The sequence below is a fragment of the Streptomyces sp. TBY4 genome (assembly GCF_024213195.1).
Classification (GTDB): domain Bacteria; phylum Actinomycetota; class Actinomycetes; order Streptomycetales; family Streptomycetaceae; genus Streptomyces.
In genome coordinates, this window is record NZ_JANAVF010000025.1 from 66,335 (window position 1) to 90,516 (window position 24,182).

At 71.2% G+C, this 24,182-nt stretch carries 20 protein-coding genes, 1 tRNA gene and 1 riboswitch; of the genes, 9 read left to right on the plus strand and 12 right to left on the minus strand.

Annotation, left to right across the window (positions count from 1 at the left end; all coding sequences use genetic code 11):
• Positions 1-245 precede the first annotated feature (245 nt).
• Entirely contained in the window at positions 246-1,577 is a 1,332-nt protein-coding gene (locus NLX94_RS36705) for an MFS transporter (protein WP_374684066.1), read from the plus strand.
• 9 nt (positions 1,578-1,586) lie between these two features.
• Complete coding sequence (locus tag NLX94_RS36710; RefSeq protein WP_254387613.1) at positions 1,587-1,976, plus strand: hypothetical protein; 390 nt, start codon at positions 1,587-1,589, stop codon at positions 1,974-1,976.
• 325 nt (positions 1,977-2,301) lie between these two features.
• Here NLX94_RS36710 and NLX94_RS36715 read toward each other — a convergent pair whose 3' ends face one another.
• Positions 2,302-3,687, minus strand: a complete 1,386-nt coding sequence (locus NLX94_RS36715) for a cystathionine beta-synthase (RefSeq protein WP_254387646.1) — start codon at positions 3,685-3,687, stop codon at positions 2,302-2,304.
• Between the two features lie 168 nt (positions 3,688-3,855).
• On the opposite strand from NLX94_RS36715, the gene NLX94_RS36720 reads away from it, so the two are divergent.
• The 3 genes from NLX94_RS36720 to NLX94_RS36730 all read left to right on the plus strand — a co-directional run bounded on the left by NLX94_RS36720 (position 3,856) and on the right by NLX94_RS36730 (position 7,365).
• A complete protein-coding gene (locus tag NLX94_RS36720) occupies positions 3,856-4,953 on the plus strand; it encodes an SGNH/GDSL hydrolase family protein (protein ID WP_254387614.1) in 1,098 nt (365 codons plus the stop codon).
• A 67-nt stretch (positions 4,954-5,020) separates the two neighbouring features.
• Positions 5,021-6,241: an acetyl-CoA C-acetyltransferase gene (locus NLX94_RS36725; protein WP_254387615.1), complete on the plus strand. Its 1,221-nt coding sequence runs from the start codon at positions 5,021-5,023 to the stop codon at positions 6,239-6,241.
• A 314-nt stretch (positions 6,242-6,555) separates the two neighbouring features.
• Complete coding sequence (locus NLX94_RS36730; RefSeq protein ID WP_254387616.1) at positions 6,556-7,365, plus strand: hypothetical protein; 810 nt, start codon at positions 6,556-6,558, stop codon at positions 7,363-7,365.
• 19 nt (positions 7,366-7,384) lie between these two features.
• On the opposite strand, the gene NLX94_RS36735 is transcribed toward NLX94_RS36730, so the two are convergent.
• Positions 7,385-7,831: a hypothetical protein gene (locus NLX94_RS36735; RefSeq protein WP_254387617.1), complete on the minus strand. Its 447-nt coding sequence runs from the start codon at positions 7,829-7,831 to the stop codon at positions 7,385-7,387.
• 101 nt (positions 7,832-7,932) lie between these two features.
• On the opposite strand from NLX94_RS36735, the gene NLX94_RS36740 reads away from it, so the two are divergent.
• Complete coding sequence (locus tag NLX94_RS36740) at positions 7,933-8,163, plus strand: DUF4287 domain-containing protein (protein ID WP_254387618.1); 231 nt, start codon at positions 7,933-7,935, stop codon at positions 8,161-8,163.
• A 141-nt stretch (positions 8,164-8,304) separates the two neighbouring features.
• Here the strand turns inward: NLX94_RS36740 and NLX94_RS36745 are convergent, their stop codons facing one another.
• Both NLX94_RS36745 and NLX94_RS36750 read right to left on the minus strand, forming a co-directional pair.
• Complete coding sequence (locus NLX94_RS36745) at positions 8,305-9,162, minus strand: Bax inhibitor-1/YccA family protein (RefSeq protein ID WP_254387619.1); 858 nt, start codon at positions 9,160-9,162, stop codon at positions 8,305-8,307.
• A gap of 190 nt (positions 9,163-9,352) precedes the next feature.
• A tRNA-Leu gene (locus NLX94_RS36750) sits at positions 9,353-9,434 on the minus strand.
• Positions 9,435-9,991: 557 nt separating this feature from the next.
• On the opposite strand from NLX94_RS36750, the gene NLX94_RS36755 reads away from it, so the two are divergent.
• Positions 9,992-10,756, plus strand: a complete 765-nt coding sequence (locus NLX94_RS36755; protein ID WP_254387647.1) for an ABC transporter ATP-binding protein — start codon at positions 9,992-9,994, stop codon at positions 10,754-10,756.
• Between the two features lie 54 nt (positions 10,757-10,810).
• On the plus strand, positions 10,811-13,363 hold the full coding sequence (locus tag NLX94_RS36760) for an ABC transporter permease (RefSeq protein ID WP_254387620.1): 2,553 nt from the start codon (positions 10,811-10,813) through the stop codon (positions 13,361-13,363).
• 65 nt (positions 13,364-13,428) lie between these two features.
• Here the strand turns inward: NLX94_RS36760 and NLX94_RS36765 are convergent, their stop codons facing one another.
• Positions 13,429-14,781: a cyclopropane-fatty-acyl-phospholipid synthase family protein gene (locus NLX94_RS36765; RefSeq protein WP_254387621.1), complete on the minus strand. Its 1,353-nt coding sequence runs from the start codon at positions 14,779-14,781 to the stop codon at positions 13,429-13,431.
• Positions 14,782-15,018: 237 nt separating this feature from the next.
• A complete protein-coding gene (locus NLX94_RS36770; protein WP_254387622.1) occupies positions 15,019-16,404 on the minus strand; it encodes an NAD(P)/FAD-dependent oxidoreductase in 1,386 nt (461 codons plus the stop codon).
• Positions 16,405-16,869: 465 nt separating this feature from the next.
• On the opposite strand from NLX94_RS36770, the gene NLX94_RS36775 reads away from it, so the two are divergent.
• Positions 16,870-17,970 (plus strand): MerR family transcriptional regulator, encoded by a 1,101-nt coding sequence (locus NLX94_RS36775; protein WP_254387623.1) that lies wholly within the window; start codon positions 16,870-16,872, stop codon positions 17,968-17,970.
• Between the two features lie 74 nt (positions 17,971-18,044).
• Here NLX94_RS36775 and NLX94_RS36780 read toward each other — a convergent pair whose 3' ends face one another.
• The 6 genes from NLX94_RS36780 to NLX94_RS36805 all read right to left on the minus strand — a co-directional run bounded on the left by NLX94_RS36780 (position 18,045) and on the right by NLX94_RS36805 (position 24,139).
• Positions 18,045-18,986: a Ppx/GppA phosphatase family protein gene (locus NLX94_RS36780; RefSeq protein ID WP_254387624.1), complete on the minus strand. Its 942-nt coding sequence runs from the start codon at positions 18,984-18,986 to the stop codon at positions 18,045-18,047.
• Complete coding sequence (locus tag NLX94_RS36785) at positions 18,983-19,540, minus strand: DUF501 domain-containing protein (RefSeq protein ID WP_254387625.1); 558 nt, start codon at positions 19,538-19,540, stop codon at positions 18,983-18,985. The genes NLX94_RS36780 and NLX94_RS36785 overlap by 4 nt, the downstream gene beginning before the upstream one ends.
• A gap of 40 nt (positions 19,541-19,580) precedes the next feature.
• Complete coding sequence (locus tag NLX94_RS36790) at positions 19,581-20,069, minus strand: septum formation initiator family protein (RefSeq protein ID WP_254387626.1); 489 nt, start codon at positions 20,067-20,069, stop codon at positions 19,581-19,583.
• A gap of 100 nt (positions 20,070-20,169) precedes the next feature.
• Positions 20,170-21,456: a phosphopyruvate hydratase gene (gene eno, locus NLX94_RS36795; protein ID WP_254387627.1), complete on the minus strand. Its 1,287-nt coding sequence runs from the start codon at positions 21,454-21,456 to the stop codon at positions 20,170-20,172.
• 367 nt (positions 21,457-21,823) lie between these two features.
• Positions 21,824-22,528, minus strand: coding sequence for a transglycosylase family protein (locus NLX94_RS36800; RefSeq protein WP_254387628.1), 705 nt, complete (start codon positions 22,526-22,528; stop codon positions 21,824-21,826).
• A gap of 2 nt (positions 22,529-22,530) precedes the next feature.
• Positions 22,531-22,702: riboswitch (cyclic di-AMP (ydaO/yuaA leader) on the minus strand.
• Positions 22,703-22,978: 276 nt separating this feature from the next.
• A complete protein-coding gene (locus tag NLX94_RS36805; protein WP_308402635.1) occupies positions 22,979-24,139 on the minus strand; it encodes a transglycosylase family protein in 1,161 nt (386 codons plus the stop codon).
• Between the last annotated feature and the right edge of the window lie 43 nt (positions 24,140-24,182).

A 24,182-nucleotide genomic window follows, 5' to 3' on the forward strand; every position in this document is an offset into this window, starting at 1 on the left:
ACGGGATATTCAGTCACCGAGCACTCTGCATGCGGCTATGCAGGACGGCAACCCGGTCCCGTCATCCGAGACCTTCCCGGGGCCTTCCCCGGGGCCTTCCCGGGGCCTTCCCGAAGCCCGCGCGGCTCCGGCCGCCCCGCCCCCTCAATTCGGTTGACCGACCCCCGCCCCCCGCTTGATCCTCAAGAGCCGGCCGCCGGACCCCACCCGGTCAACCCCCACCACATTCAAGCGAATTGGCCCTCATGACGTCTTCGCCCGCCTCCGCCCCACCGCTGCCCGGACCACCGCCCGGACCGCCACCCGGAGCCCGCCTGTGGACCAGGAACTTCGGCTTGTTCTTCACCGCCCGCGTCGTGTCGATGCTGGGCGACACGATGATGCCGGTCGCCCTGGCGGTCGCCATGATCTCCCTCGGCTACGGGGTGAGCGGCATCGGGTACGCGCTGGGCGCCTGGATGGGGTCCTTCGCCCTCTTCGTCGTCTTCGGCGGGGTGATCGCGGACCGCTTCCACCCCCTGCCGCAGATGATCGGCGCCGACGCGGTCCGGTGCGCGGCGCAGGGCTCCCTCGCCGTCTACCTCTGGCTCGGCCACCCCACCCTGTGGTTCGTGATCGGCGGATCCGTCCTCGGCGGCATCGCGACCGCGATGTTCCAGCCGGGCACCTCCAGCCTCGTCCCCCAGGTCTCCACCGACCCCACCCAGGCCAACGGGGTGCTGCGGGTGAGCCAGGGGGTGGCCACGATGGCCGGGCCGGCGGTGGCCGGCGTCCTCGTCGCCGCGACCTCGACGGCCTGGGTGTTCGTGATCGACGCCGCCACCTTCGCCGTCAGCGGGGTCTGCCTGCTCGCCCTGCGCCTCCCCCGCCTCCCGCCCGACCGCTCGCAGTCCACCCTGACGAACCTGCGGGAGGGCTGGGACGAGTTCCGCTCCAGGTCCTGGCTGTGGTCGGTGATCCTGATCTGGTGGGTGCTCGGGGTCTTCGTCTGGGGGCCGCTCACCCCGCTGGGCGCGTCCTCGATCATCGCCGAGCACGGCAAGGCCGCCTTCGGGTACGCGGAGGGCGCCTTCGGGGCCGGCTGCGTCCTCGGCGGGCTCGTCGCGATCCGGCTCCGCCCGGCCCGCCCGCTGCTCGGCGGCGGCTTCGCGATGTTCCTGTTCCCGATGATGCCGCTGGCCGCGGCCCTGGTCCCGGCCGTGCCGCTGCTCATGCTCGGCTACGCGGTCAGCGGGGTGGGCTGGGCGTTCTGGGGCGTGCAGTGGTCCACCACGGTGCAGACCCAGATCCCCGAGGACCGGCTCAACCGCGTGACCGCGTACGAGGTGGGCGGTTCGATCCTCGCCATCCCCCTCGGCCAGGTCCTCTCGGGCCCGGCGAGCGGCCTGTTCGGGGTACGCCCGCTGCTGCTGGCCGGCGCCGCGATCAGCCTGGGCTGCGCCCTCGCCCTCGTCGTGGTCCGCCCGGTCCGCGGGCTCGTACGGCGCGATGCGAAGGCCGTCGTTGCGAAGGCCGTCGTTGCGAAGGCCTGCGATACGGGGGTTAGCCCCAGTGCCGGCGGGAAGGGCGGCTCCTAGGGTGACGGAATGGAGTCGCAAGAGCTGAAGAAGGAACTCTCCGCCACGCTCGACGCCCGGCGGGAGTTGGGCCCGGAGTACGAGGCCGCGCTGGTGGACTCGTTCGTGGAGAAGGTCGACACGCAGGTGCGCCGGCGCCTCGCGGAGGAGCGGCTCGCCGCGGCCCGCGGCACCGCGCCGGGGGCGCCGGACTCCCCCGACGGCAATTTCGGCGAGCGGTTCGGCTTCGCGATCATCACCCTGGTGCTGGCGATCCCGCTCTCCGCGATCGGCGCCGCGCAGGCGAATCTCAGCGGCCTGATCGTGGCCTGGATCGGCATCCTGGGCGTCAACTACGTCCACGCGACGAAGTTCCGCCGCCGCCACCGCGACGGACGCGCCGCAGGCCAACTGGACTGACGGGCCCGGCGAGCCGCGCACACATGGTGGTGCGCGGGGACCGCCGCACCCCGGTTGCCCGGGGGCGGGACGACGGCGGTCCCCGCGCAGGACACGGGCCGGGTCAGGGCCGTCCGCGCGTCCGTGGCGTCCTACGCGGTCCGGGAGCCGCTCCGGAAGTGCGCCGACGCCGTGCGTGGTGCCGGCCGGGTCCCGGTTCCCCGGGCTTCCCTGCCGACAACCACCACTGTGCCGGAGCCGTGTTAAGCCGGTGCTGCCGTCACGTGTCGGGCCCGTACCGTTTGCGCGTCGCCCGCGCGCACGGACCCGTACAGGCGCCTACGGGCTACTTTGCGCCCTTGGCCAGGAACGCCAGCAGGTCCTGACGGCTCACCACGTCGGTCGGCTTGCCCTCGACCAGCACGATCGCCGCGTCGGCCTCTCCGAGCACCGCCATCAGCTCGGAGACCGGCTCGCCCGAGCCGACCTGCGGCAGCGGCGGGCTCATGTGCTTCTCCAGCGGGTCGCCGAGGGAGGCGCGCTGGGCGAACAGCGCCGCCAGCAGCTCCTTCTCGACCACGGAGCCGATGACCTCGGCCGCCATCACGTCGGGGTGACCGGCGCCCGGCTTCACGATGGGCATCTGCGAGACGCCGTACTCGCGCAGCACCTCGATGGCCTGGCCGACGGTCTCCTCGGGGTGCATGTGGACCAGGGAGGGGATGCCGCCCGTCTTGTCCGCGAGCACGTCCCGGATGCGGGCCGAGGGGCCCGTGTCCTCCAGGAAGCCGTGTCCGGCCATCCACTCGTCGTTGAAGATCTTGCTGATGTAGCCGCGCCCGCTGTCCGGGAGCAGGACGACGACCACGTCGTCCGGGCCGAGGCCCTCGGCCGCCTTCAGCGCGGCGACGACCGCCATGCCGCAGGAGCCGCCGACGAGCAGGCCCTCCTCCTTCGCGAGGCGGCGGGTCATCTGGAAGGAGTCCTTGTCGGACACCGCGATGATCTCGTCGGCCACTTCCGCGTCGTAGGCCGTCGGCCAGAAGTCCTCGCCGACGCCCTCGACGAGGTACGGACGGCCGGAGCCTCCGGAGTAGACCGAGCCCTCGGGGTCGGCGCCGATGACCTTCACGCTGCCGCCGGACACCTCCTTGAGGTACCGGCCGGTGCCCGAGATCGTGCCGCCCGTGCCGACGCCCGCGACGAAGTGGGTGATCTTCCCGTCCGTCTGCTCCCAGAGCTCGGGGCCGGTGGTCTCGTAGTGCGAGCGCGGGTTGTTCGGGTTGCTGTACTGGTCGGGCTTCCAGGCTCCCGGGGTCTCGCGCACGAGGCGGTCGGACACGTTGTAGTACGAGTCCGGGTGCTCGGGGTCGACGGCGGTCGGGCAGACCACGACCTCGGCGCCGTACGCGCGCATGACGTTGATCTTGTCAGCGGAGACCTTGTCGGGGCAGACGAAGATGCACTTGTAGCCCTTCTGCTGGGCCACGATGGCGAGTCCTACACCCGTGTTGCCGCTCGTGGGCTCCACGATGGTGCCGCCGGGCTTGAGTGCTCCGCTCTGTTCGGCGGCCTCGATCATCCGTACGGCGATCCGGTCCTTCGCGGATCCGCCGGGATTGAAGTACTCGACCTTGGCAAGGACGGTGGCCTGCAGGCCTTCGGTCACACGGTTGAGCTTCACCAGCGGGGTGTTGCCGACGAGGCTGATCATCGAGTCGTGGAATTGCACCATGTTCTCCAAGGAGGGGACTCCACGGGTTCTCCGGGAGGCACCGCCAGACTATGCGGAAAGGGATTGACCGACCGTCCGTACGGGGCAGGAAGGTCAACAGGACGGCGGGGTCTGCAAGGACGGCGCAGGGATCCGGCCAACGGGACCGAGAAGGTGGCTTGAAGGGTGTCCAGGGCGAGGACGGCCCGCCGCATCGCGGCGGGAGCGGCGTACGGCGGTGGCGGGCTCGGACTCGTCGGGGCCGCCGCGGTCGGGCTGGTGGTCGCGGAGATGCAGTTCGCGAAGCGGACGGTCGGCACCGGCCTGCCGGATCCGCCGCGCGCGGACGGGCTGTACGGGAGCGAGTTCGGCGGCCCGGAGCTGAGCCCGGGCCCGCTGCGGTTCGGCGTACTGGGCGATTCCACGGCGGCCGGGCTGGGGGTGCGGCGGGCCCGGCAGACCCCGGGCGCCCTGCTGGCCTCGGGGCTGGCGGCGGTGGCCGAGCGGCCGGTCGAGCTGCGCAACGTAGCCCTTTCGGGTGCCATGTCGGACGACCTGGACCGCCAGACGGGGCTGCTGCTGGACGGGGACGGACCGCCCCCCGACGTGTGCGTGATCATGATCGGCGCCAATGACGTGACCCGCCGGATGCCGCCCACCCAGTCGGTGCGGCTGCTGACCGCGGCCGTACGCCGGCTGCGGCTCGCGGGCTCCGAGGTGGTGGTCGGCACCTGCCCGGACCTCGGCACCATCGAGCCCGTCTACCAGCCGCTGCGGTGGCTGGCCCGCCGGGTCTCGCGCCAGCTGGCGGCCGCCCAGACGATCGGGGTGCTCGCGCTGGGCGCCCGTACGGTCTCGATCGGCGACCTGATGGGGACGGAGTTCGCGGCGAACCCCCGCGAGATGTTCGGACCGGACTCCTACCACCCCTCGGCCGAGGGGTACGCGACCGCCGCGATGGCCATACTGCCGACCCTGTGCGCGGCCCTGGGCGTCTGGCCCGAGTCGGACCGGCTGGACGTGTCGCGCAACGAGGACATGCTCCCGCTGGCCAAGGCCGCCTCGGCGGCGGCGGGACAGGCCGGTACCGAGGTGACCGGGGCCCGCGGCGCCTGGGCCCTGCTCAAGTACCGGCGCAGGCGCCGGGTTCCGGGCGAGGACCTCACGGGGGAGCAGACGGGAGAGGCCTCGGCCGACGGCGCGCCGGACGGCGCGGGGGGCGATGCCGCCACCGGCGCGCCGGACGCGTCCAGAGCGACCGGAGTCACATCGCAAGGGCAGTGACCTCGACGGTACGGGGCGGTAACTTCGCATGCGGTCCCGGTACGACACCACCTCCCTTGGAGCCCCGATGCCCGAAGCCGTCATCGTTTCCACCGCCCGCTCCCCGATCGGGCGCGCTTTCAAGGGATCCCTCAAGGACGTCCGCCCGGACGACCTGACGGCCACGGTCATCCAGGCCGCCCTCGCCAAGGTCCCCGGGCTGGACCCGCGCGAGATCGACGACCTGATGCTGGGCTGCGGCCTCCCGGGCGGCGAGCAGGGCCACAACCTCGGCCGGATCGTCGCGGTGCAGATGGGCATGGACCACCTGCCCGCCACCACGATCACCCGCTACTGCGCCTCCTCCCTGCAGACCTCCCGGATGGCGCTGCACGCCATCAAGGCGGGCGAGGGCGACGTCTTCATCTCCGCGGGCGTCGAGATGGTCTCCCGGTCCGTGAACGGCTCCTCCGACGGCATCCCGGGCACCCACAACCCGCTCTTCGCCGAGTCCGAGGCCCGTACCAAGGAGGTGGCCGAGTCCACCGGCTCCACCTGGCACGACCCGCGCGAGGACGGCCGCACCCCCGACGCGTACATCGGGATGGGGCAGACCGCGGAGAACCTGGCCCGGCTCAAGGGCGTGACCCGCGCCGACATGGACGAGTTCGGCGTGCGTTCGCAGAACCTGGCCGAGGAAGCCATCAAGAACGGCTTCTGGGCCCGCGAGATCACCCCGGTCACCACCCCGGACGGCACGGTCGTCTCGCAGGACGACGGCCCGCGCGCCGGGGTCACCCTGGAGGCCGTCCAGGGCCTGAAGCCGGTCTTCCGCCCCGACGGCCTGATCACGGCCGGCAACTGCTGCCCGCTCAACGACGGCGCCGCGGCGCTGGTCGTCATGAGCGACACCAAGGCGCGCGAGCTGGGCCTGACCCCGCTGGCCCGGATCGTCTCCACCGGCGTCACCGGCCTCTCCCCCGAGATCATGGGCCTGGGCCCGGTCGAGGCCTCCAAGCAGGCGCTGAAGCGGGCGGGCCTGACCGTCGGCGACATCGACCTGTTCGAGATCAACGAGGCCTTCGCGGCCCAGGTGATCCCCTCCTACCGGGACCTGGAGATCCCGCTGGAGAAGCTGAACGTCAACGGCGGGGCCATCGCCATCGGTCACCCCTTCGGGATGACCGGCGCGCGCATCACCGGCACGCTGATCAACAGCCTGCAGTTCCACGACAAGCAGTTCGGTCTCGAAACCATGTGCGTCGGCGGCGGCCAGGGCATGGCCATGATCATCGAGCGCCTCAGCTAGGTCACGATCCGGCACGGCCGACGGGATCAAGAGCCGAGGCCAGACGCCGTAAGGGATTCGCTTGATCCCCTGCGCCGTACTGACACCGAATCTAATCCTGTCGCGGCCATTCTGTGACCAAATGTCCCCCAGGATGTGACCTAAGTCCTGGGGGATCATTGTTTCTGCAGGTCAGGCAGGGTTCGAGCGGGCGCCTCGGGACGAAAGGCCTGTCCAATTCATGACGTAATGCACTGCAAGCCATTCCCAGGTCAGGACAAGCTGATGTAGGAAGTCGGGGGATCGAATCAATCAGGAGTTAGTCAGTGAGCGCCATGTCTCTTGCCCTACTGCTGACCACGGCCGCTGCCACGGCCGTCGGCGCTGCTGCGCTGCACGCCGTCCACGGCCTGCGCAAGCAGGTCACCGCACTGCGCGGTGAGCTGACGGTTTCGCAGCCCCGCGGCACCACCGTCCCGCACGCCCGCAGCGCCGTGGAGTCCCCCGCCGCCGAGATACGAGCCGCCGTGGCCGAGGCCCTCGCCGAGGAGCGCGAGCGCGAGCTCGCCGAGGCGCGTGCCTTCTGGGCCGCCCAGGAGGCGCGCGACGCCGCCGACGCCCCCTCGCTGCTGGGCGGCCTGTCCGGCCTCGGCGAGGAGAGCCCGGTCTTCCTGCCCCGGCAGGCGGACATGGTGGGCCTGGAGCCGCTCCTGGGCGACGACGCCGAGGACTACCAGACCTACCCGGAGGACTCGGCCGAGCTGGCCGCCGCCCGCCGGCGCCACCCCTCGCACCCCGACTTCGTCCCCGTGCAGGCCTCGCACCCCGGCGCCGACCACGAGCGCACGGTCAACCGCCTGGAGGAGCTCGCGGAGGCCCGTACGGCCCTCGCGGACGTCCGCCCCGGCCCGCTGGGCACCCTGGACGTGTACGTCTTCACCGACGGCACCACGCTCTGCATGACCCCGGGCCACCGGGAGACCGCCGAGCGGCTCGCCGACGCCCTGCGCTCGGGCAGCGCACCGGTCCTGCTGGGCGGCTCGGGCATCTCCGGCGCCTACGCCCTGACCTTCTCCTGCGGAGACTCCGAGGACCCGGACAGCAACGTCTACATCCTCGCCGACCGCGTCATCGCCTCGCTCTGACCCCGGGCCTCGACCCGCGTCACCGCAGCGCCCCGGCTTCCGCCTGATCCACCAGCCGAACGGCCTCGTCCAGCATCTCGGACGGGGCCTTCGCCGCGTCCGGGGCCCCGGGGGCGTCCTGGGCCTCCCGGGCCTCCGTGCCGTCCTGGGCGCCCCGGGTGCCCGCCCGGCCCGCCGCGCCCGCCTCCGCGCCGTGCAGGGCCTCGGCGAGGTCCAGCCCGGCCACGGCCAGCTGGTCGCCCACGACGAAGATCCCGGCGTCGGGCATGGTGCGCGCCGGAGCCGCCCCCGCGCCGTCCCCCGCGCCCGCGGCGGCTGCCTCCAGCCGCTGCGCCCGCAGCGAGAGCTCCCGGGCCAGGTCCAGCGCCACCTCGGCGGCGCCCTGCTGGAGCCGGCTCTGCGGAGCCGCCCGCAGCCGGTCGGCGAAACGTTCCACGGCGGCGGTCAAGGGTGAGGTATCGAGCACCCGGCCGACCTTACGCGCCGTCGCGGCGCCATTGCCAACAGGCGAACTCTCCGGCACGGTGGCGTGAAGAGAGCAGCACGGCGATACCTCCGGAGGCGCCCATGTCCGTCGAGTTCTCCGAGCAGACCCACCGCAACATGATCGACAGAATCCCCCGCTCCACCGGTCGTGAACTCTCCGACTGGCTCCGCACCGTGGACGAAGGTCCCTCCCTCGTCCGGTTCGAAGAGAAGGTCAGCTGGCTGCTCGGCGCGCACGAGCTGTCGTACGGCCAGGCCAAGGCGATCATCCACGAGTACGACCTGCGCAGGGCCGCCCGCAGGTTCGGCTGAGCCGGCCCCTGCCCCCGTCCACGGTCCCCGACTCCGACTCCACGACCACCCGGTCCAGTGACCCCCGACATGCGGGAAGGCCCCGCGAGCGTGTGCTCGCGGGGCCTTCCTCAGCTCAGTGCGGGGGTACCGGGAAGGTACTCAGTCGCCCTTGAGGATGGAGATCAGGCGCAGCATCTCCATGTAGATCCACACCAGGGTCATGGTGAGGCCGAAGGCCGCCAGCCAGGACTCCTCGCGGGGGGCGCCGTAGGCCACGCCGTCCTCGACCATCTTGAAGTCCATGGCGAGGAACGCGGCACCGAGCAGGATGCCGATGACGCCGAAGAGGATGCCGAGGCCGCCGCTGCGGAAGCCGAGGCCGTCGCCGCCCGCGAAGATCGAGAACAGCATGTTGACGACCATCAGGAGCATGAAGCCCATGGCCGCGGCCATCACGAAACCGACGAAGCGCCGGTTCACCCTGATCCAGCGCATCTTGTAGGCGATCAGTACGCCGGCGAAGACGCACATGGTGCCCATGACGGCCTGGACGACCGTACCGGGGCCCACGTAGGTGCTGACGGCCGAGCTGATGACGCCGAGGAAGACACCCTCGAAGGCCGCGTACGCCAGGATCAGGGCCGGGACGGGCTTGGCCTTGAAGGACTGGATCATCGCGAAGACGAACGCGATGAGCGCGGCGACGACGGCGATGCCGTACGACTTGTTGATGTTGGCCGGGTCAACCGGAAGCGCGATCCAGGAGAGGGCCGCCGTCAGGACGACCGTGCCGAGCGTCATGGCCGTACGGCTCACGACGTCGTCGATGGTCATCGCGTTGCCGCGGACCGGCGCCTGCGGCATACCCGTGGCCGGGTCGGTCGCGTAGGGGTTGGTCGCGTACGGGTTGGTGGCGGTCCCGGCCTGGGCCTGGGGCTGCTGCGTGCCGAAGCCCGCATAAGCACCGTTGTCGCGGCTGAATCCCCGTCGCGAGAAGACCGGGTTGCTGCTCCTCATCTCACTCCTCCATGGCCACCGTGCGCGGCCTTGGAATCAAGAGTAATGCGGACGCAAAGAAATCGCCCTACTGCTGGAGGAGGATCTTTCCCCGCGGGTACGCGCCCGCGCGCGGGGCCGGCGGGGGTACTCGTGGTGCCCCCGCCGTCCACGTGTTCCGGCCTGAAACGGAACGTCCTCAACATCATCGTGCCCGAAGCCGGACTTGAACCGGCACGACCCGAGGGTCAGCGAGGTTTAAGCTCGCCGTGTCTGCATTCCACCATCCGGGCAGGGCGTAGCGGCCCCTGTAGGAAAAGCCTTGAACGCTACGCCGAGCCTATCCGCAACACTTGTGCCCTCACCTGGGCGTCTCGCCGATGTTGTCTGATTTTATTGGCGATTGATGACTCGTCAGGGGACAGAAGGCGCGGTCGGCACGTTCCGGGCGTCGATCATGGCCACCACGGGATTGACGGGATTTCGACGGCCCGCGCCACCCCGCCCGCCACCCCGTGCGCCACCCCCTCCGACCGGCCCCGCTCCGGGTTCCGCATCGGGCTCCGTTTCCCGGTCGGCTTCTTGATCATCTCCCTGGTCCCACGCCGGTCCCGCCGCCGGTCCCGGCGCCGCCGCCGGGCGGCCTCCCCCGCACTTCCGCCGGACCCCACGAGCGCCCCTGTCATACCAGAGGAGGAGGCGCGTCCCTCCGCGGTCAGACTCCGGTGGCCCGGAGAACGGGCATCACGGCTGATCCGGAGCCGGACGGGCGCCGCGAGGATGGAGGAGTCCCGCCAACCGCGGACCGTGAGCCCGGTCCGCCCCCCGAGGAGCCGCCCCCGTGACCACCATGAACTACGCCCCGCACACCGCCCAGGCCGTCGCCGCACGCGCTACCGGCCTCTCCAAGGTGTACGGCCAGGGCGAGACCCAGGTGGTCGCTCTGGACAACGTCTCCGTCGACTTCGCGCAGGGGCAGTTCACCGCGATCATGGGCCCCTCGGGCTCCGGCAAGTCCACGCTGATGCACTGCGTCGCCGGCCTGGACACCTTCTCCGCCGGATCCGTCCGCATCGGCGAGACCGAGCTGTCCACCCTGAAGGACAAGCAGCTCACGCAGCTGCGCCGGGACAAGATCGGCTTCATCTTCCAGGCCTTCAACCTGCTGCCGACCCTGACGGCCCTGGAGAACATCACGCTCCCCATGGACATCGCCGGCCGCAAGCCCGACCAGCAGTGGCTCGACGCGGTGATCAGCATGGTCGGCCTCTCCGAGCGCCTCTCCCACCGCCCCACCCAGCTCTCCGGCGGCCAGCAGCAGCGCGTGGCGGTCGCCCGCGCCCTGGCCTCCCGCCCCGAGATCATCTTCGGTGACGAGCCCACCGGAAACCTCGACTCGCGCTCCGGCGCCGAGGTCCTCGGCTTCCTGCGCAACTCCGTGCGCGAGCTCGGCCAGACCGTCGTCATGGTCACCCACGACCCGGTCGCCGCCTCCTACGCGGACCGCGTCATCTTCCTCGCCGACGGCCGCATCGTCGACGAGATGATCCAGCCCACCGCGGACGGCGTGCTCGACCGCATGAAGGCCTTCGACGCCAAGGGCCGCACCAGCTGAGGGACGCCCCTCGACCCCGTCCCCGCTGACCCCACAGACCTGGATTCCTCCACCATGTTCCGTACCGCCCTGCGCAACGTGCTCGCGCACAAGGCCCGGCTGCTGATGACGGTGCTCGCCGTCGTCCTCGGCGTCGCCTTCGTCTCCGGCACGCTCGTCTTCACCGACACCGTCGGCAAGGCGATGTCGAACCAGTCCGCCAAGAGCTTCGACGGCGTCGCCGTCTCCGTCACCTCCTACGGCGCCCCCCGCAACGAGGAGGGCGTCAAGGAGGGCGAGCCGGGGATCAGCCAGCAGACCCTCGACAAGGTCAAGGCCCTGAGCGGCGTCGAGGCCGCCTCCGGCCGCGTCCACGGCTTCGCCGCCGTCGGCGACCAGGACGGCAAGCTGATCGGCACCGGCTGGGCCAACACCGGCGCCAACTTCGTCCCCCTCAAGGACGGCAAGGACCCCCGCTACACCTTCACCGAGGGCAACGGACCGGCCAAGGCCGACCAGATCGCCCTCGACAAGGAGACGGCCAAGCGCGGCAAGTACAAGGTGGGCGACAAGGTCCGGGTGGCCGACAACGGCCCGGCCAAGGAGTACACCCTCACCGGCGTCTTCACCACCGAGGACGGCGCGGTCAACGCGGGCGGCTCGCTCGTCCTGTTCGACACCCCGACCGCCCAGCAGCTCTACCTGGAGCCGGGCTACTACGACGAGCTCGCGGTCAGCGCCAAGGCCGGCGCCTCCGCCGACCAGCTCCTCTCCGAGATCAAGCCGATCGTCGGCAAGGACGCCAAGGCCCAGACCGGCGCGCAGCTCGCCGCGCAGCAGGCCAAGGACATCGAAGCCGGCATGAACAGCATGAACCAGATGCTGCTGACCTTCGCCCTGATCTCGCTCTTCGTCGGCGTCTTCCTGATCTACAACACCTTCACCATGCTGGTCGCCCAGCGCACGAAGGAACTGGCCCTGCTGCGCGCCGTCGGCGCCAACCGCGGCCAGGTCAAGCGCTCGGTCCTGGCCGAGGCCATGGTCGTCGGCGTGATCTCCTCCGCCATCGGCCTGATCGCCGGCGTCGGGCTCGCCATCGGCATGCGCTCCGCGATGAACGCCTTCGACGTCAAGATCCCGGCCGGCCCGCTGGTCGTCGCCCCCGTCACCATCGCCGCCGCGATCGTCATCGGCATCGTCGTCACGATGCTCGCCGCCTGGCTGCCCGCGCGCCGCACCGCCAAGATCTCCCCGGTCGCCGCCATGGGCAGCGCCCACCTGCCGGCCTCCGCCAAGTCCCTGGTGCTGCGCAACAGCATCGGCGGCGCCGTCACCCTGCTCGGTCTGCTGGGCATCCTCGGCGGTGCGATGAGCGGGAAGGACGGCAAGATGCTCATCGGCGCAGGCGCCTTCCTGACCATGATCGGCATCATCATCCTGCTGCCGGCCCTCTCCCGCCCGGTCATCGCGGCGGTCCGCCCGCTGCTGGAGAAGGTCTTCGGCGTCGCCGGCAAGCTGGCCGCGCAGAACGCGGTGCGCAACCCGCGCCGCACCGCCGTCACCGCCGCCTCGCTGGCCATCGGCCTGACCCTGGTCACCGCCCTGTCGGTGCTCGGCATCACGATGGGCAAGGCCATCGACAAGATGACCACGGACAACCTCAAGGCCGACTACAAGGTCTCCATGGGCGAGACCTTCGGCAGCCTGGACCCCTCCGTGATCCCGGCCCTGGAGAAGGCCCCCGGCGTCAAGGCGGTCTCCCCGCAGCAGGCCGGTGACTTCAAGGTCGGCGACGGCGACACCTACCGCTCGGTCTCCGGGGTCAACCCGGCGACCATCGGCCAGCTCCTCAACTTCGACGTGGTCAGCGGCCGGCTGACCAGCCTCGCCAACGGCGAGGTGGCCGTCTCGGAGAAGACCGCGAAGTCGGACGGCCTATCGGTCGGCTCCCCCCTGAAGGTCACCTTCCCGGACAAGAAGCAGGAGAACCTGAAGGTCGGCGCGGTCTACAAGGACATGGAGGGCATGCTCTCCCCCTACGTGATCGACTCCCGGATCCTCGACCGGCACGAGGAGAAGCCGTACCTGCGCGAGGTCCTCGTCAAGATGGACGGCGGCCCCTCGGCCAAGGGCGAGCAGGCCCTGGTCGACGCCCTCGGCAAGAACCCGGCGATCACCTTCGCCACCCAGCAGGACATCCGCAACGAGATGGGCGGCATGATCAACACCGCCCTGAACATCATGTACGGCCTGCTGGCCATGGCCCTGATCATCTCGGTGCTCGGCGTCGTCAACACCCTGGCGATGTCCGTCTACGAGCGGACCCAGGAGATCGGCATGCTGCGGGCCATCGGCCTGGACCGCGGCCGGGTCAAGAACATGATCCGCCTGGAGGCCATCGTGATCTCGCTCTTCGGCGCGGTGATCGGCGTGGCCCTCGGCACCTTCATCGCCTGGGCCGTCGGCGAGACCATCAAGGGCTCGATCCCGAACTACGCCCTGGTGATCCCCTTCGACCGGATCGCGATCTTCATGCTGCTGGCCGGCATCGTCGGCGCCCTGGCGGCCATGTGGCCCGCCCGCAGCGCGGCCCGGCTGAACATGCTGACCGCGATCAAGACGGAGTAGCCGTACGCAGGTGAAGGGCCCCGCGACCTCCCGGTCGCGGGGCCCTTCGCCGTTCCTGCGCCGTCCTACGCCGGCCACTCCCGGGCGCGCAGCGGCATCCCCGAGGCGGACCGGGTCCCGGTCCGCACCGCGAGCACCTGGTTGACCCCGAGCCGGTTGTGCTCGAAGGCGAGCGCCGAGGCGGCCATGTACAGCTGCCAGACCCGGGCCCGCCCGGGCGAGGTCAGCCGTACCGCCTCCTCCCAGTGGTCCCCCAGCCGGGCCACCCAGGCCCGCAGGGTGAGCGCGTAGTGCTCGCGCAGCGCCTCCACGTCGCGGACCTCGAAGCCGGCCCGCTCCAGCTCGCCGACGGTGGTGCCCAGCGGGGAGAGCTCGCCGTCGGGGAAGACGTAGGCGTCTATGAAGGCGTCGATCCGGTAGGCCTCCTCGTCCGGCTCGGGGCGCCGCGCGATCTGGTGGTTCAGCAGCCTCCCGCCCGGGCGCAGCAGTCCGTACAGGCTCCGGGCGTACGTGCGGTAGCGCGCGGCGCCGACGTGTTCGGCCATCCCGATGGAGGAGACGGCGTCGTACGGGCCGTCCGCGACGTCCCGGTAGTCCTGGACCCGGATCTCGACGAGGTCGGCCAGGCCCTCCTCCGCGATCCGCTTGCGGGCGTAGGCGGCCTGTTCCCGCGAGAGGGTGATCCCGGTGACCCTGGCCCCGTACTCCCGGGCCGCATGCAGGGCCATCGAGCCCCAGCCGCAGCCGACGTCCAGGAGCCGGTCCCCGGGGCCCAGGGCGAGCTTGCGGCAGACCAGGTCCAGCTTGTCCCGCTGGGCGTCCTCCAGGCTGCCGCCGGGGCTCCAGTAGGCGCAGGAGTACACCATCGACGGGCCGAGCACCCGCTCGTAGAAGGTGTTGCCGACGTCGTAGTGGTGGCTGATGGCCCGCCGGTCGCTGGCCTTGGTGTGCCGGGGCCGCCCGGACGGCCCGGACTGCCGGGAGCCGCCGCGGCGGGCGGCCTCCTCGGGCGGCGGGGCCGGCCTGGTCCACGGCCGCGCCAGGCCCGCGAGGCTCCGTACGGCGGCCCGGGTGCGGGGATCGCGCAGCAGGGCGGCGGGCCCGGTGTCCCGCTCGGCCTTGTCCTTCTCCTGCGCCCCGGGCTCGCGGTCCCGCTCCCAGAGCAGCCCGCCGACCCGGTCCAGCAGCTCGAACAGGTCCCCGTCGACGGTGAGGTCACCGGCCACCCAGGCGCGGGCCAGGCCGAGCTCGCCCGGCTTCCACAGGATCCGGCGCAGGGCCCGCCGGTTGTTCAGGACCAGGACGGGACCGCCGGGCGGGCCGGCCTCGCTGCCGTCCCAGGCCCGGATCCGGACCGGGAGCGGGGCTCCCAGCAGGGTTTCGGCCGAAGCGGCCAGCCGCGGCGCGGCGTCGTTCATGCGGGACCCTCCAACAAGCGCCGACAAGATCGGACCACCTCGGACTCGGACAAGTTCCGACCGCACGGCATACCCGGATCCGGCCCCGAATATGCCGAAGGGGCCGCCCGCACCACGGATGGCGGGCGGCCCCTCGGGGCCGTACTGGTCGTACGCCTCGTGCCGGTCGCACGCGTCGTACTGGTCCTGCTGGGTCCTACGGGTCCTGCACTCCTACGGTCCTGCGGCCCCGAGGGGTCAGGAGGCCTTGGCCTTCTCGGCCGGGGCCGAGACGGCGGCCGGAGCCGGCGCCGGCTTGGCGGCCTCGTAGAACTCCTCGCGGGGGGTCTCCAGGGCACCGAGGGAGACGACCTCGCGCTTGAGGAACATGCCGAGGGTCCAGTCGGCGAAGACGCGGATCTTGCGGTTCCAGGTCGGCATGGCCATGCCGTGGTAGCCACGGTGCATGTACCAGGCGAGCCGGCCCTTGAGCTTGATCTTCATCTTGCCCATGACGATCATCGCCACGCCCTTGTGGAGGCCGAGGCCCGCCACCGCGCCCTTGTTGGAGTGCGCGTACTCCTTCTGCGGGAAGCCGCGCATCCCGGAGATGACGTTGTCGCCGAGGACCTTGGCCTGGCGCAGCGCGTGCTGGGCGTTCGGCGGGCACCAGGCATTCTCCACGCCGGCCTTGCGGGCGGCGAGGTCCGGCACCTGGGCGTTGTCGCCGGCGGTCCAGATGTAGTCCGTGCCCTTGACCTGGAGGGTCGGCTCGGCGTCCACGTGGCCGCGGGGGCCGAGCGGCAGGCCGTAGCGGGCCAGCACCGGGTTGGGCTTGACGCCGGCGGTCCACACGAGGGTGTTGGAGTCGACCTCGAGGCCGTTCTTCAGCACCACGTGGCCGTCCACGCAGGAGTCCATGGAGGTGTTCAGGTAGATCTCGATGCCGCGCGACTCGAGGTGCTCCTTGCCCCAGGTGCCGAGCTTGGGCCCGACCTCGGGAAGGATCTTGTCGGCCGCGTCGACCAGGATGAAGCGCATGTCCTCGCGCTTGATGCTGGTGTAGTACTTCGCGGCGTCGCGGGCCATGTCCTCGACCTCGCCGATCGTCTCGGCGCCGGCGAAACCGCCGCCGACGAAGACGAAGGTGAGGGCCTTGCGGCGGACGTCCTCGTCCGTCGTGGACTCGGCCTTGTCGAGCTGCTCGAGTACGTGGTTGCGCAGGCCGATGCCCTCTTCCACGCCCTTCATGCCGATGCCCTGTTCGGCGAGGCCGGGGATCGGGAAGGTGCGGGAGATGGCGCCGAGCGCGATCACCAGGTAGTCGAAGGGCAGCTCGTACGCCTCGCCGACCAGCGGCGTGACGACGGCGACCTTGCGGTCCTGGTCGATGTTCGTGACCCGGCCGGTGAGGACCTCAGCCTTCGGAAGCACGCGTCGCAGAGGTACGACGACGTGCCGAGGCGAGATGCTGCCTGCGGCCACTTCGGGGAGGAAGGGCTGGTAGGTCATGTACGAGCGCGGGTCGACGACCGTGACGGTCGCCTCGCCGTAACGCATCTTCTTCATGATGCGCTTGGCTGCGTACAGGCCTACGTACCCACCTCCTACAACGAGGATCCTGGGACGCTCCGTGGTGCTCATGGAACGAGTATCCAGCACCCTCAGGGGTGACGCTCGTGAGCCCCTTCACAAGGACCTGAGGGCCCTCTGCTACACTCCGCCGCCCACGTGACCGAGGTCATGGCGCGAAGCGGGAACCAGGGTGTAACGGGAGTCGTTGAACACCAGTCCTGAACTGGCCTCCAGGCCCACAACCGGAGTAGACCACCGGCTTCGTGGATACCTACCGCCAGACCCTCGCGGCGTCCGCCGATCGCACGAACACGAGCAAAAAGAAGGCCCGGGCGGCCCTGGACTCGCCCAAAAGGCTCCTCCGGAGCCCTCACAGGCACCTTTTCCTTGTGAAGAACTTCACGAACTTCATGTGGACGACGGGACCTAAGACCCCCGAACGACCCTCCTGGACCCCTGTCGGCCCCTGCTGTCGCCCCCGCTGTTGACCCTCGACCTGGTCGAGGGCCCAGGGTTCGGGGCGTGGAGAACGAGATGCGCAGTATCGGCGAGACCGCCCGCGACAGCGGCCTGAGCGTGAGTGCCCTGCGGTTCTACGACGGGGCCGGCGTGCTGGTCCCCGTCCTGGTCGACCCGGCGAGCGGGTACCGCTGGTACGGGCCCGAGCAGGTCGGGGAGGCCCGGCTGCTGGCCCGGCTCCGGCGGGCCGGCATGCCCCTGGCGGACATCCGGCTCGTACTGGCCGGCTGGGCCGGCACGGACACCGAGCTGGTCCGCGGCCTGCTCCGGGCACACCTGCACCGGCTCGAACAGGACTTCGCCGATGCCAGCAGCGAGCTCTCCGCGATCCGCGCCCTACTCGACCGCAGGGAGAACCCCATGATCACGTCCGTCGGCACCGCCGCCGCCCCCGCGCCCGCCCGGCTCACCCTCTCCGGGCCGGAGCTGGCCGCCGCCCTGGACGCCGTCCGGTTCGCCGTCGGCTCCGACCCCGAGCTGCCGGTGCTCGGCGGCATCCTCTTCGACATCGAGGGCGGGGCGGTGCGCGTGGTGGCCACCGACCGGTACCGGCTGGCCGTCGCCCGCGCCGCGGCCACCGGACACACCGGACCCCGCCTCCAGCTCCTCGTACCCGCCCCGCTCGCCGACGCGATGCGGGCCCTGCTGACCGACGACGCCCCCGTCCTGCTCACCGTGGACGGCGACCGCGTGGCCCTGGAGACGCGGACGGCGGACCGCCAGGCGGCCGGCCGCTGCCTGGACCACGAGTTCCCCGACTACCGCCGCCTCGTCACCCTTCCCGCGGGGCGCCGCGCCCTCGTCGACGTACCGGCCTTCCGCGAGGCCCTGGAAACCGGCCCGGTCCGCCCGGCCGAGCGCGAGCAGGACGGTGCGACCGGCGAGGTCAGCGTGGTCAAGGTGACCGGGGGAGGTGCGGTGTCCGTCTGCGACGAGGGGGACGACGACCCGGCCGCCGTCGGCCTGAACCGCGCGTTCCTGCTGGACGCCCTCGCCGCCGGGGACCGTGACCGGCTGATCCTGGAACTCGGCGCCCCCAAGGCCCCCGCGGCGGTCCGCCGCCCCGACGACGAGGAGACCTTCTCGCTGCTGATGCCGGTCCGGCTGGACGGGTAGGGGCCCGCGGACATGACGGTGCCCCCGGCGGGATGGATCCGCCGGGGGCACCCGTCGTGCGTTCGCGCCGGCCGTCAGGCGATGGACCAGGCGATGCCGTCGAGGATGTCGTGTTCCGAGACCACGACTTCCCCGGCGCCGATGCGCTCCATGATCGCCAGCAGGACCAGTGCGCCCGCGCCGATCACATCGACCCGGCCCGGGTGCATCACGGGGATGGCCGCGCGCTCGGCGTGGGTCAGCGTCAGCATCCGCTCGCTGACCTCGCGGACCGTCTCGTACGGGATCCGGGAGTGATGGATCCGCGCCGAGTCGTACGCCTCCAGGCCCAGGGCGATCGCGGCGACCGTGGTCACCGAACCGGCCAGGCCCACCAGGGTGCGGGCCTCCGCCAGCGGGACCGTCTCCGCGGCCAGGTCCAGGGCCGCCTCGATGTCGGCCCGTATCGCGGCGACCTGCTCCGCGGTCGGCGGGTCCGTGACGACCCCGTCCACCGTGAGGTGGCGCTCGGTCATCCGGACGCAGCCGACGTCCACGGAACGGGCCGCCACCACGTGTTCGGCGCCGACCACGAACTCCGTGGAGCCGCCGCCGATGTCCACCACCAGGAACGGCCGCTCCAGGTCGGTCCGGCCGGTCAGCTCACCGGTGGCGCCGGTGAAGGAGAACTCCGCCTCCTGGTCCCCGCTGATCACCTCGGGCTCGACGCCCAGGATGTCCAGGACGCCCCGGACGAACTCGTCGCGGTTCTCTGCGTCCCGGGAGGCCGAGGTCGCCACGAAGCGCACCCGCTCGGCGCCGAGCTCCTTGATGACCGCCGCGTACTCGCGGCAGGCCGCGAAGGTGCGCTCCAGCGCCTCCGGCGCCAGCCGGCCGGTCTTGTCGACGCCCTGGCCGAGCCGGACGACGATCATCCGGCGGTCCAGCTCGATCAGCTCGCCGGTGGCGGGGTCGAGGTCCGCGACGAGGAGCCGGATGGAGTTCGTACCGCAGTCGACGGCGGCGACCCGGGTCACGCGCCCGCCTCGGCAGCGTCGTCGGCGGTCTTCTTCTCGCCGCACGGGGTGACGCAGGCGCCCTTGGCCCACCACTCGGGCAGCATCGCCAGCGCCTCGTCGCCGAACGGGTTCACGCCCGGGCCCGCGGCCAGGGAGTGGCCGACCAGCACGTGCAGGCACTTCACCCGGTCCGGCATGCCGCCGGCGCTCGGGAAGCCCTGGAGCACCTCGATGGCGTCGCGGCGGGTGATGTAGTCCTCGTGCGCGGCCCGGTAGGCGTCGGCCAGCTCCGGGTCCACGGCGAGGCGGGCCTGCATCTCCTTCATCACGCCGTTGGCCTCCAGCGTGCCGATCGCACCGGCGGCCCGCGGGCAGGTCAGGTAGTACAGCGTCGGGAAGGGGGTGCCGTCGGGGAGCCGCGGGGCGGTCTCCACCACGTCCGGCTGCCCGCAGGGGCAGCGGTGCGCGATGGCGCGGAGCCCGCGCGGGGGGCGGCCGAGCTGCTGTTCGAACGCCTCGATGTCGGCGGCGGTCGGCTCGGTCCGGTCGGTCTGGGGCGGGGGCGTCTGCATGCCTGGAGGAAGTCTTTTCGTTCTCGTGGATGGGTGGGACTCAGTCGCCCGGACGGTCGGCCTTGTCGACGCCGTCCCAGACGTTGGAGTACCAGGGCCGGTCGGTGGCGGCCTGTCCGGCGCGGCGCTGCTCGCCCGCGGCGGCCCCGGGGTCGGTCATGATGTAGCTGATCTCCCCCGGCCGGACGAAGTGCAGGTGCTTGCGCGCCTGCTGTTCGGCGTACGCGTTGTCCTGCCAGCGGGCCTTCTCGTCGCGCAGCCGCTCCAGCCGTTCCCGCGCGGAGACGGCGTCCTTCTGCTGCTTCGCGATCTCCGAACGCTGGGACACGTACTGCCGCATCGGATACGCGAGGGCGACGACCAGGGTACAGAGGACGAGGACGAGCAGGGCGGCCCGGCCGGTGAGCCGGCTGCGGCGGACCTGCCGGCGGGACTGCGAGCGGTACACGTGCGCCGCGGTCCGCTCGCCGAGCTGCTTGAGCCTGGTCGCGGTCGAGAACGTGGCGAACCGGTCCCGGTTCCCGGCCATTGATCCGCCTCCCCTTTTGCGCGCACGACGCACTACGTCCCCGCACACGGTACGGGACCGAGTGCGGGGACGTAGGGAGGCTTGCGCCCTGAAGGGGTGATCAGCCCTTGAAGCGCGGGAAGGCGGAGCGGCCCGCGTACACCGCGGCGTCGTCGAGGATCTCCTCGATGCGCAGCAGCTGGTTGTACTTGGCGACGCGGTCCGAACGGGCCGGGGCGCCGGTCTTGATCTGGCCGCAGTTCACGGCGACCGCGAGGTCGGCGATGGTGACGTCCTCGGTCTCACCGGAGCGGTGCGACATCATGCACTTGAAGCCGTTGCGCTGAGCCATCTCGACGGCGTCCAGGGTCTCGGTCAGCGAACCGATCTGGTTCACCTTGACGAGCAGGGCGTTCGCCGAGCCCTCTTCGATGCCGCGGGCGAGACGCTCGGGGTTGGTGACGAAGAGGTCGTCGCCGACGATCTGGACCTTGGAGCCCAGCTTGTCGGTGAGGACCTTCCAGCCCGCCCAGTCGTCTTCGTACAGCGGGTCCTCGATGGACACGAGCGGGAACGCGGAGACGAGCTCCTCGTAGTACTCGGTCATCTCGGCGGCCGAGCGGGACTGGCCCTCGAACTCGTACTTGCCGTCCTTGTAGAACTCGGACGCGGCGACGTCGAGCGCGAGCGCGATGTCCTTGCCCGGGACGTAGCCGGCCTGCTTGATGGCCTCGACGATGAGGTCCAGCGCGGCGCGGTTCGACTCGAGGTTCGGCGCGAAGCCGCCCTCGTCGCCCAGACCGGTGGAGAGGCCCTTGGTGTGCAGGACCTTCTTGAGGGTGTGGTAGACCTCGGCACCCCAGCGAAGGGCCTCGGAGAAGGACTCCGCGCCGATCGGGGCGATCATGAACTCCTGGATGTCGACGTTGGAGTCGGCGTGCGACCCACCGTTCAGGATGTTCATCATCGGAACGGGCAGCAGGTGCGCGTTCGGACCGCCGAGGTAGCGGAAGAGCGGGAGGTCGGAGGCCTCGGACGCGGCGTGCGCGACGGCGAGGGAGACACCGAGGATGGCGTTGGCGCCGAGGGAGCCCTTGTTCTCGGTGGCGTCCAGGTCGATCATCGCCTGGTCGATCAGGCGCTGCTCGGTGGCGTCGTAGCCGACGAGCTCCGGGCCGAGCTGCTCGATGACGGCGAGGACGGCCTTCTCGACGCCCTTGCCGAGGTAGCGGTTGGGGTCACCGTCACGGAGCTCTACGGCTTCGAACGCTCCGGTGGAGGCGCCGGACGGAACTGCAGCACGGCCGGTGCTGCCATCGTCGAGGCCCACCTCGACCTCGACCGTGGGGTTGCCTCGGGAGTCCAGGATTTCCCGGGCTACGACGACGTCGATGGACGGCACGAGCATCTCCTTCTGGGATGTGACGCTGGGTGTGCGGTGGCATGTCAGGCCGTGGGATGGCCTTGCCGCTTAGAGCCTAACCGCCTCGGGGCACTCGGCCAGCCGACCGCCCGGGTCCTGGGACGAAAAAGGGCCTGAATGCCCCCCTTACGGGACATAGGACCCTTGATCATCGGGAGTTCGGAGGCCCCGTCAGGCCGGACGCACCCGCACGCAGCACCGCCCGGCGCGAAGGGGGTTGCGCGCCGGGCGGTGGATTTGCGTGGTGGAACTACTGCGTGTCGCGAAAGCGGCCGCGACCGTTCCCGCAAGTTTCAGCCGGGGTTCAGCTGGAGCCTGGGCTCCGGATCCGGACCCTGCTTCAGCTTCAGCTTCAGCTGAGCTTGAGCTTCTGACCCGGGAAGATCAGGTTGGCGTCCGAGACGATGTCCTTGTTGAGCTCGTGGAGCTTCTCCCAGCCACCGGCCACGTTGTTCGCGTCGGCGATCGCACCCAGCGTGTCGCCGGACTTGACCTCGTAGGAGCCGTTGCCCGTCTTGGGGGCTTCGGTCTTCGGCGCGGCGGCAGCGGGACGGTCCGAGCGCGTGGTCGGAGCCTCGACGCGCTTGGTCTCCTTCTTCGGCTCGGTCTTCTTCTCCTGCTTCGGCGCGGGCTTCGGCTGCGTCTTCGGCTTGGAGGGGGTCTCGGCCGAGCCGCCGGTGTAGGAGGAGTTCGACAGGCCGACGCCGCAGGACGGCCAGGCGCCCTTGCCCTGGCCCTTGAGGACCTTCTCGGCGATGGCTATCTGCTGCGACTTGGAGGCCTGGTTGGCCTGCGCGGCGTACGCCTTGCCGCCGTAGGCGGCCCAGGTGGAGGACGAGAACTGCAGGCCGCCGTAGTAGCCGTTGCCCGTGTTGATGGACCAGTTGCCGCCGGACTCGCACGAGGCGACGCGGTCCCACTCGGAAGCGGTCGCGGCGGAAGCGGTACCGGCGGCCATCAGCGGAGCGGCGATGGCGGCACCGGTGACACCGGCGAGCGTGACGATGCGGACGGCCTTGCTGCCGCGACGGTGCTTGCCCTTGCCGGAAATCAGCATGGAGTTCTCCTCACCGACGCCTACGAGGTGAGCTGTCGGGTTCGGGCGAGTGAGTGCCCGGCCGAGCGTCCTAGCGCCCGTCTTAACCCCTAGCCGGTTCCGTGACCGTCTCTCAACGGCCGGTTCCGGCGCCTACCTTGGTTCCCCCGCTCCTGCCTTCGGCGCTTTACGCGACGAGTGTTCCCTCCGTCCGCCGGCAGGATTCGGCGATGCGGTCGAAGGAGCCCGCGGTGGCGAGCGATTCAGAAGGTAGACAGGTCTCCCCCCGATGTTCAACGAGGGACATCGGGGGGAAACGGTGCCTACTTGCGCTCTCCGGAAGGGCGTTTGCGCAGGTGAGGGCGGGGTTTGCGGAACCCTCCGGACCGGACACGCCAGTTGACCTGAAGAGACACATGTCTCACTTACAGAAAACGGACAATCAGCTGGTTCCGGACGCCTTAAGTGCCCCTATTGGTGCGTTAGATCCAGGTTCTGGCCCGGCTTGATCAGGTCCGCATCGTCGCCGATGACCTGCTCGTTGGCCTCGTAGAGACCCTTCCAGCCACCCTTCACACCGTTGGCGTCCGCGATGGCGACGAGGCTGTCGCCCTCCTTCACGGTGTACGTGGGATCCGACGCGGCATCAGGCGCCCCGGGCGTCTCGACCGCAGCCTGGCCGCGGTGCTTGCCGCCGCCTCCGGTCGCGCCGGGGGTCTCCGAGGTGCTCGGCGCGGCGGATCCGCCGGGTGCGGCCGGAGTCGTCGGGCCTGTGGAATCAGACGGGTTGACCGGGTTTGCCGGGTTCGCCGGGTTCCCCGTGCCCGACGGGTCCACGGGGCTCGTCGGCCCCACCGGCACGGTCGGGTCCGCGGACGGCGGCGTCACCGGAGCGGGGCTCACCGGCGCGGTCGGGTCGACCGGCAGGGTCGGGGCGATCGGCGCGGTCGGGTCGACCGGAGTCGTGGGCCCGACCGGAGCGGTGGGGTCCACCGGAGCCGTGGGGTCCACCGGGCCCACCGGAGGCGTCGGGTCGCCCGGGAGTCCCGGAGGCGGCGTCTGGAGGTCCGGGGCGGGCATGACGGGCAGTTCGCCGGGCACGCCGACCGGGTAGTCGGGCAGCGGCGTGGCCGACGGGGCCTGCGGGGCCGGGCTCTTCGGCGTGGGCGCCCCGAAGTCCGTGGACGGCTTGCCCGTGCCGGTGTGCGGTACGGAGTCGTCCGGCCGGGAGGGGGCCGGGGTGGCGGTGGATCCGGAACCGCCGGGCAGGCCCGGGTCCACCGCGGCGGCGGGCGCGTCCTGCGTCAGGCCGGCCCGCACCCCGCACAGCGGCCAGGCCTCGGGCCCCTGGGAGGCCAGGACCCGCTCGGCCACGGCGATCTGCTGGGAGCGGCTGGCGAGGTCGGCGCGCTCGGCGAAGTCGAGCCCGCCGGCGCTGCGCCACTCCTCCTGGGTGAACTGCAGCCCGCCGTACGCGCCGCCGCCGAAGTTGGCACTCCAGGTGCCGCCGCTCTCGCACTCGGCGACCTTGTCCCACGTCGAGGTCTCCGCGGCGCTCGCGCCCGTGGCGGCGAGCAGGGGCAGGGCGAGTGCGGTGCCGGTGACTCCGGCGGTGACGACAAGTGCGGGCACTTGTCGGGGGCGTCTGTGGCGGCCGTTCCCGGAACGCATGAGG

What these genes read in the sequence shown, in the direction of transcription:
- NLX94_RS36705 (WP_374684066.1), top strand. Translation starts at nt 246, where the DNA reads ATGACGTCTTCGCCCGCCTCCGCCCCACCGCTGCCCGGACCACCGCCC.
- NLX94_RS36710 (WP_254387613.1), top strand. Translation starts at nt 1,587, where the DNA reads ATGGAGTCGCAAGAGCTGAAGAAGGAACTCTCCGCCACGCTCGACGCC.
- NLX94_RS36725 (WP_254387615.1), top strand. Translation starts at nt 5,021, where the DNA reads ATGCCCGAAGCCGTCATCGTTTCCACCGCCCGCTCCCCGATCGGGCGC.
- NLX94_RS36730 (WP_254387616.1), top strand. Translation starts at nt 6,556, where the DNA reads ATGTCTCTTGCCCTACTGCTGACCACGGCCGCTGCCACGGCCGTCGGC.
- NLX94_RS36740 (WP_254387618.1), top strand. Translation starts at nt 7,933, where the DNA reads ATGTCCGTCGAGTTCTCCGAGCAGACCCACCGCAACATGATCGACAGA.
- NLX94_RS36745 (WP_254387619.1), bottom strand. Translation starts at nt 9,162, where the DNA reads ATGAGGAGCAGCAACCCGGTCTTCTCGCGACGGGGATTCAGCCGCGAC.
- NLX94_RS36755 (WP_254387647.1), top strand. Translation starts at nt 9,992, where the DNA reads ATGAACTACGCCCCGCACACCGCCCAGGCCGTCGCCGCACGCGCTACC.
- NLX94_RS36760 (WP_254387620.1), top strand. Translation starts at nt 10,811, where the DNA reads ATGTTCCGTACCGCCCTGCGCAACGTGCTCGCGCACAAGGCCCGGCTG.
- NLX94_RS36765 (WP_254387621.1), bottom strand. Translation starts at nt 14,781, where the DNA reads ATGAACGACGCCGCGCCGCGGCTGGCCGCTTCGGCCGAAACCCTGCTG.
- NLX94_RS36770 (WP_254387622.1), bottom strand. Translation starts at nt 16,404, where the DNA reads ATGAGCACCACGGAGCGTCCCAGGATCCTCGTTGTAGGAGGTGGGTAC.
- NLX94_RS36775 (WP_254387623.1), top strand. Translation starts at nt 16,870, where the DNA reads ATGCGCAGTATCGGCGAGACCGCCCGCGACAGCGGCCTGAGCGTGAGT.
- NLX94_RS36785 (WP_254387625.1), bottom strand. Translation starts at nt 19,540, where the DNA reads ATGCAGACGCCCCCGCCCCAGACCGACCGGACCGAGCCGACCGCCGCC.
- NLX94_RS36790 (WP_254387626.1), bottom strand. Translation starts at nt 20,069, where the DNA reads ATGGCCGGGAACCGGGACCGGTTCGCCACGTTCTCGACCGCGACCAGG.
- eno (WP_254387627.1), bottom strand. Translation starts at nt 21,456, where the DNA reads ATGCTCGTGCCGTCCATCGACGTCGTCGTAGCCCGGGAAATCCTGGAC.
- NLX94_RS36800 (WP_254387628.1), bottom strand. Translation starts at nt 22,528, where the DNA reads ATGCTGATTTCCGGCAAGGGCAAGCACCGTCGCGGCAGCAAGGCCGTC.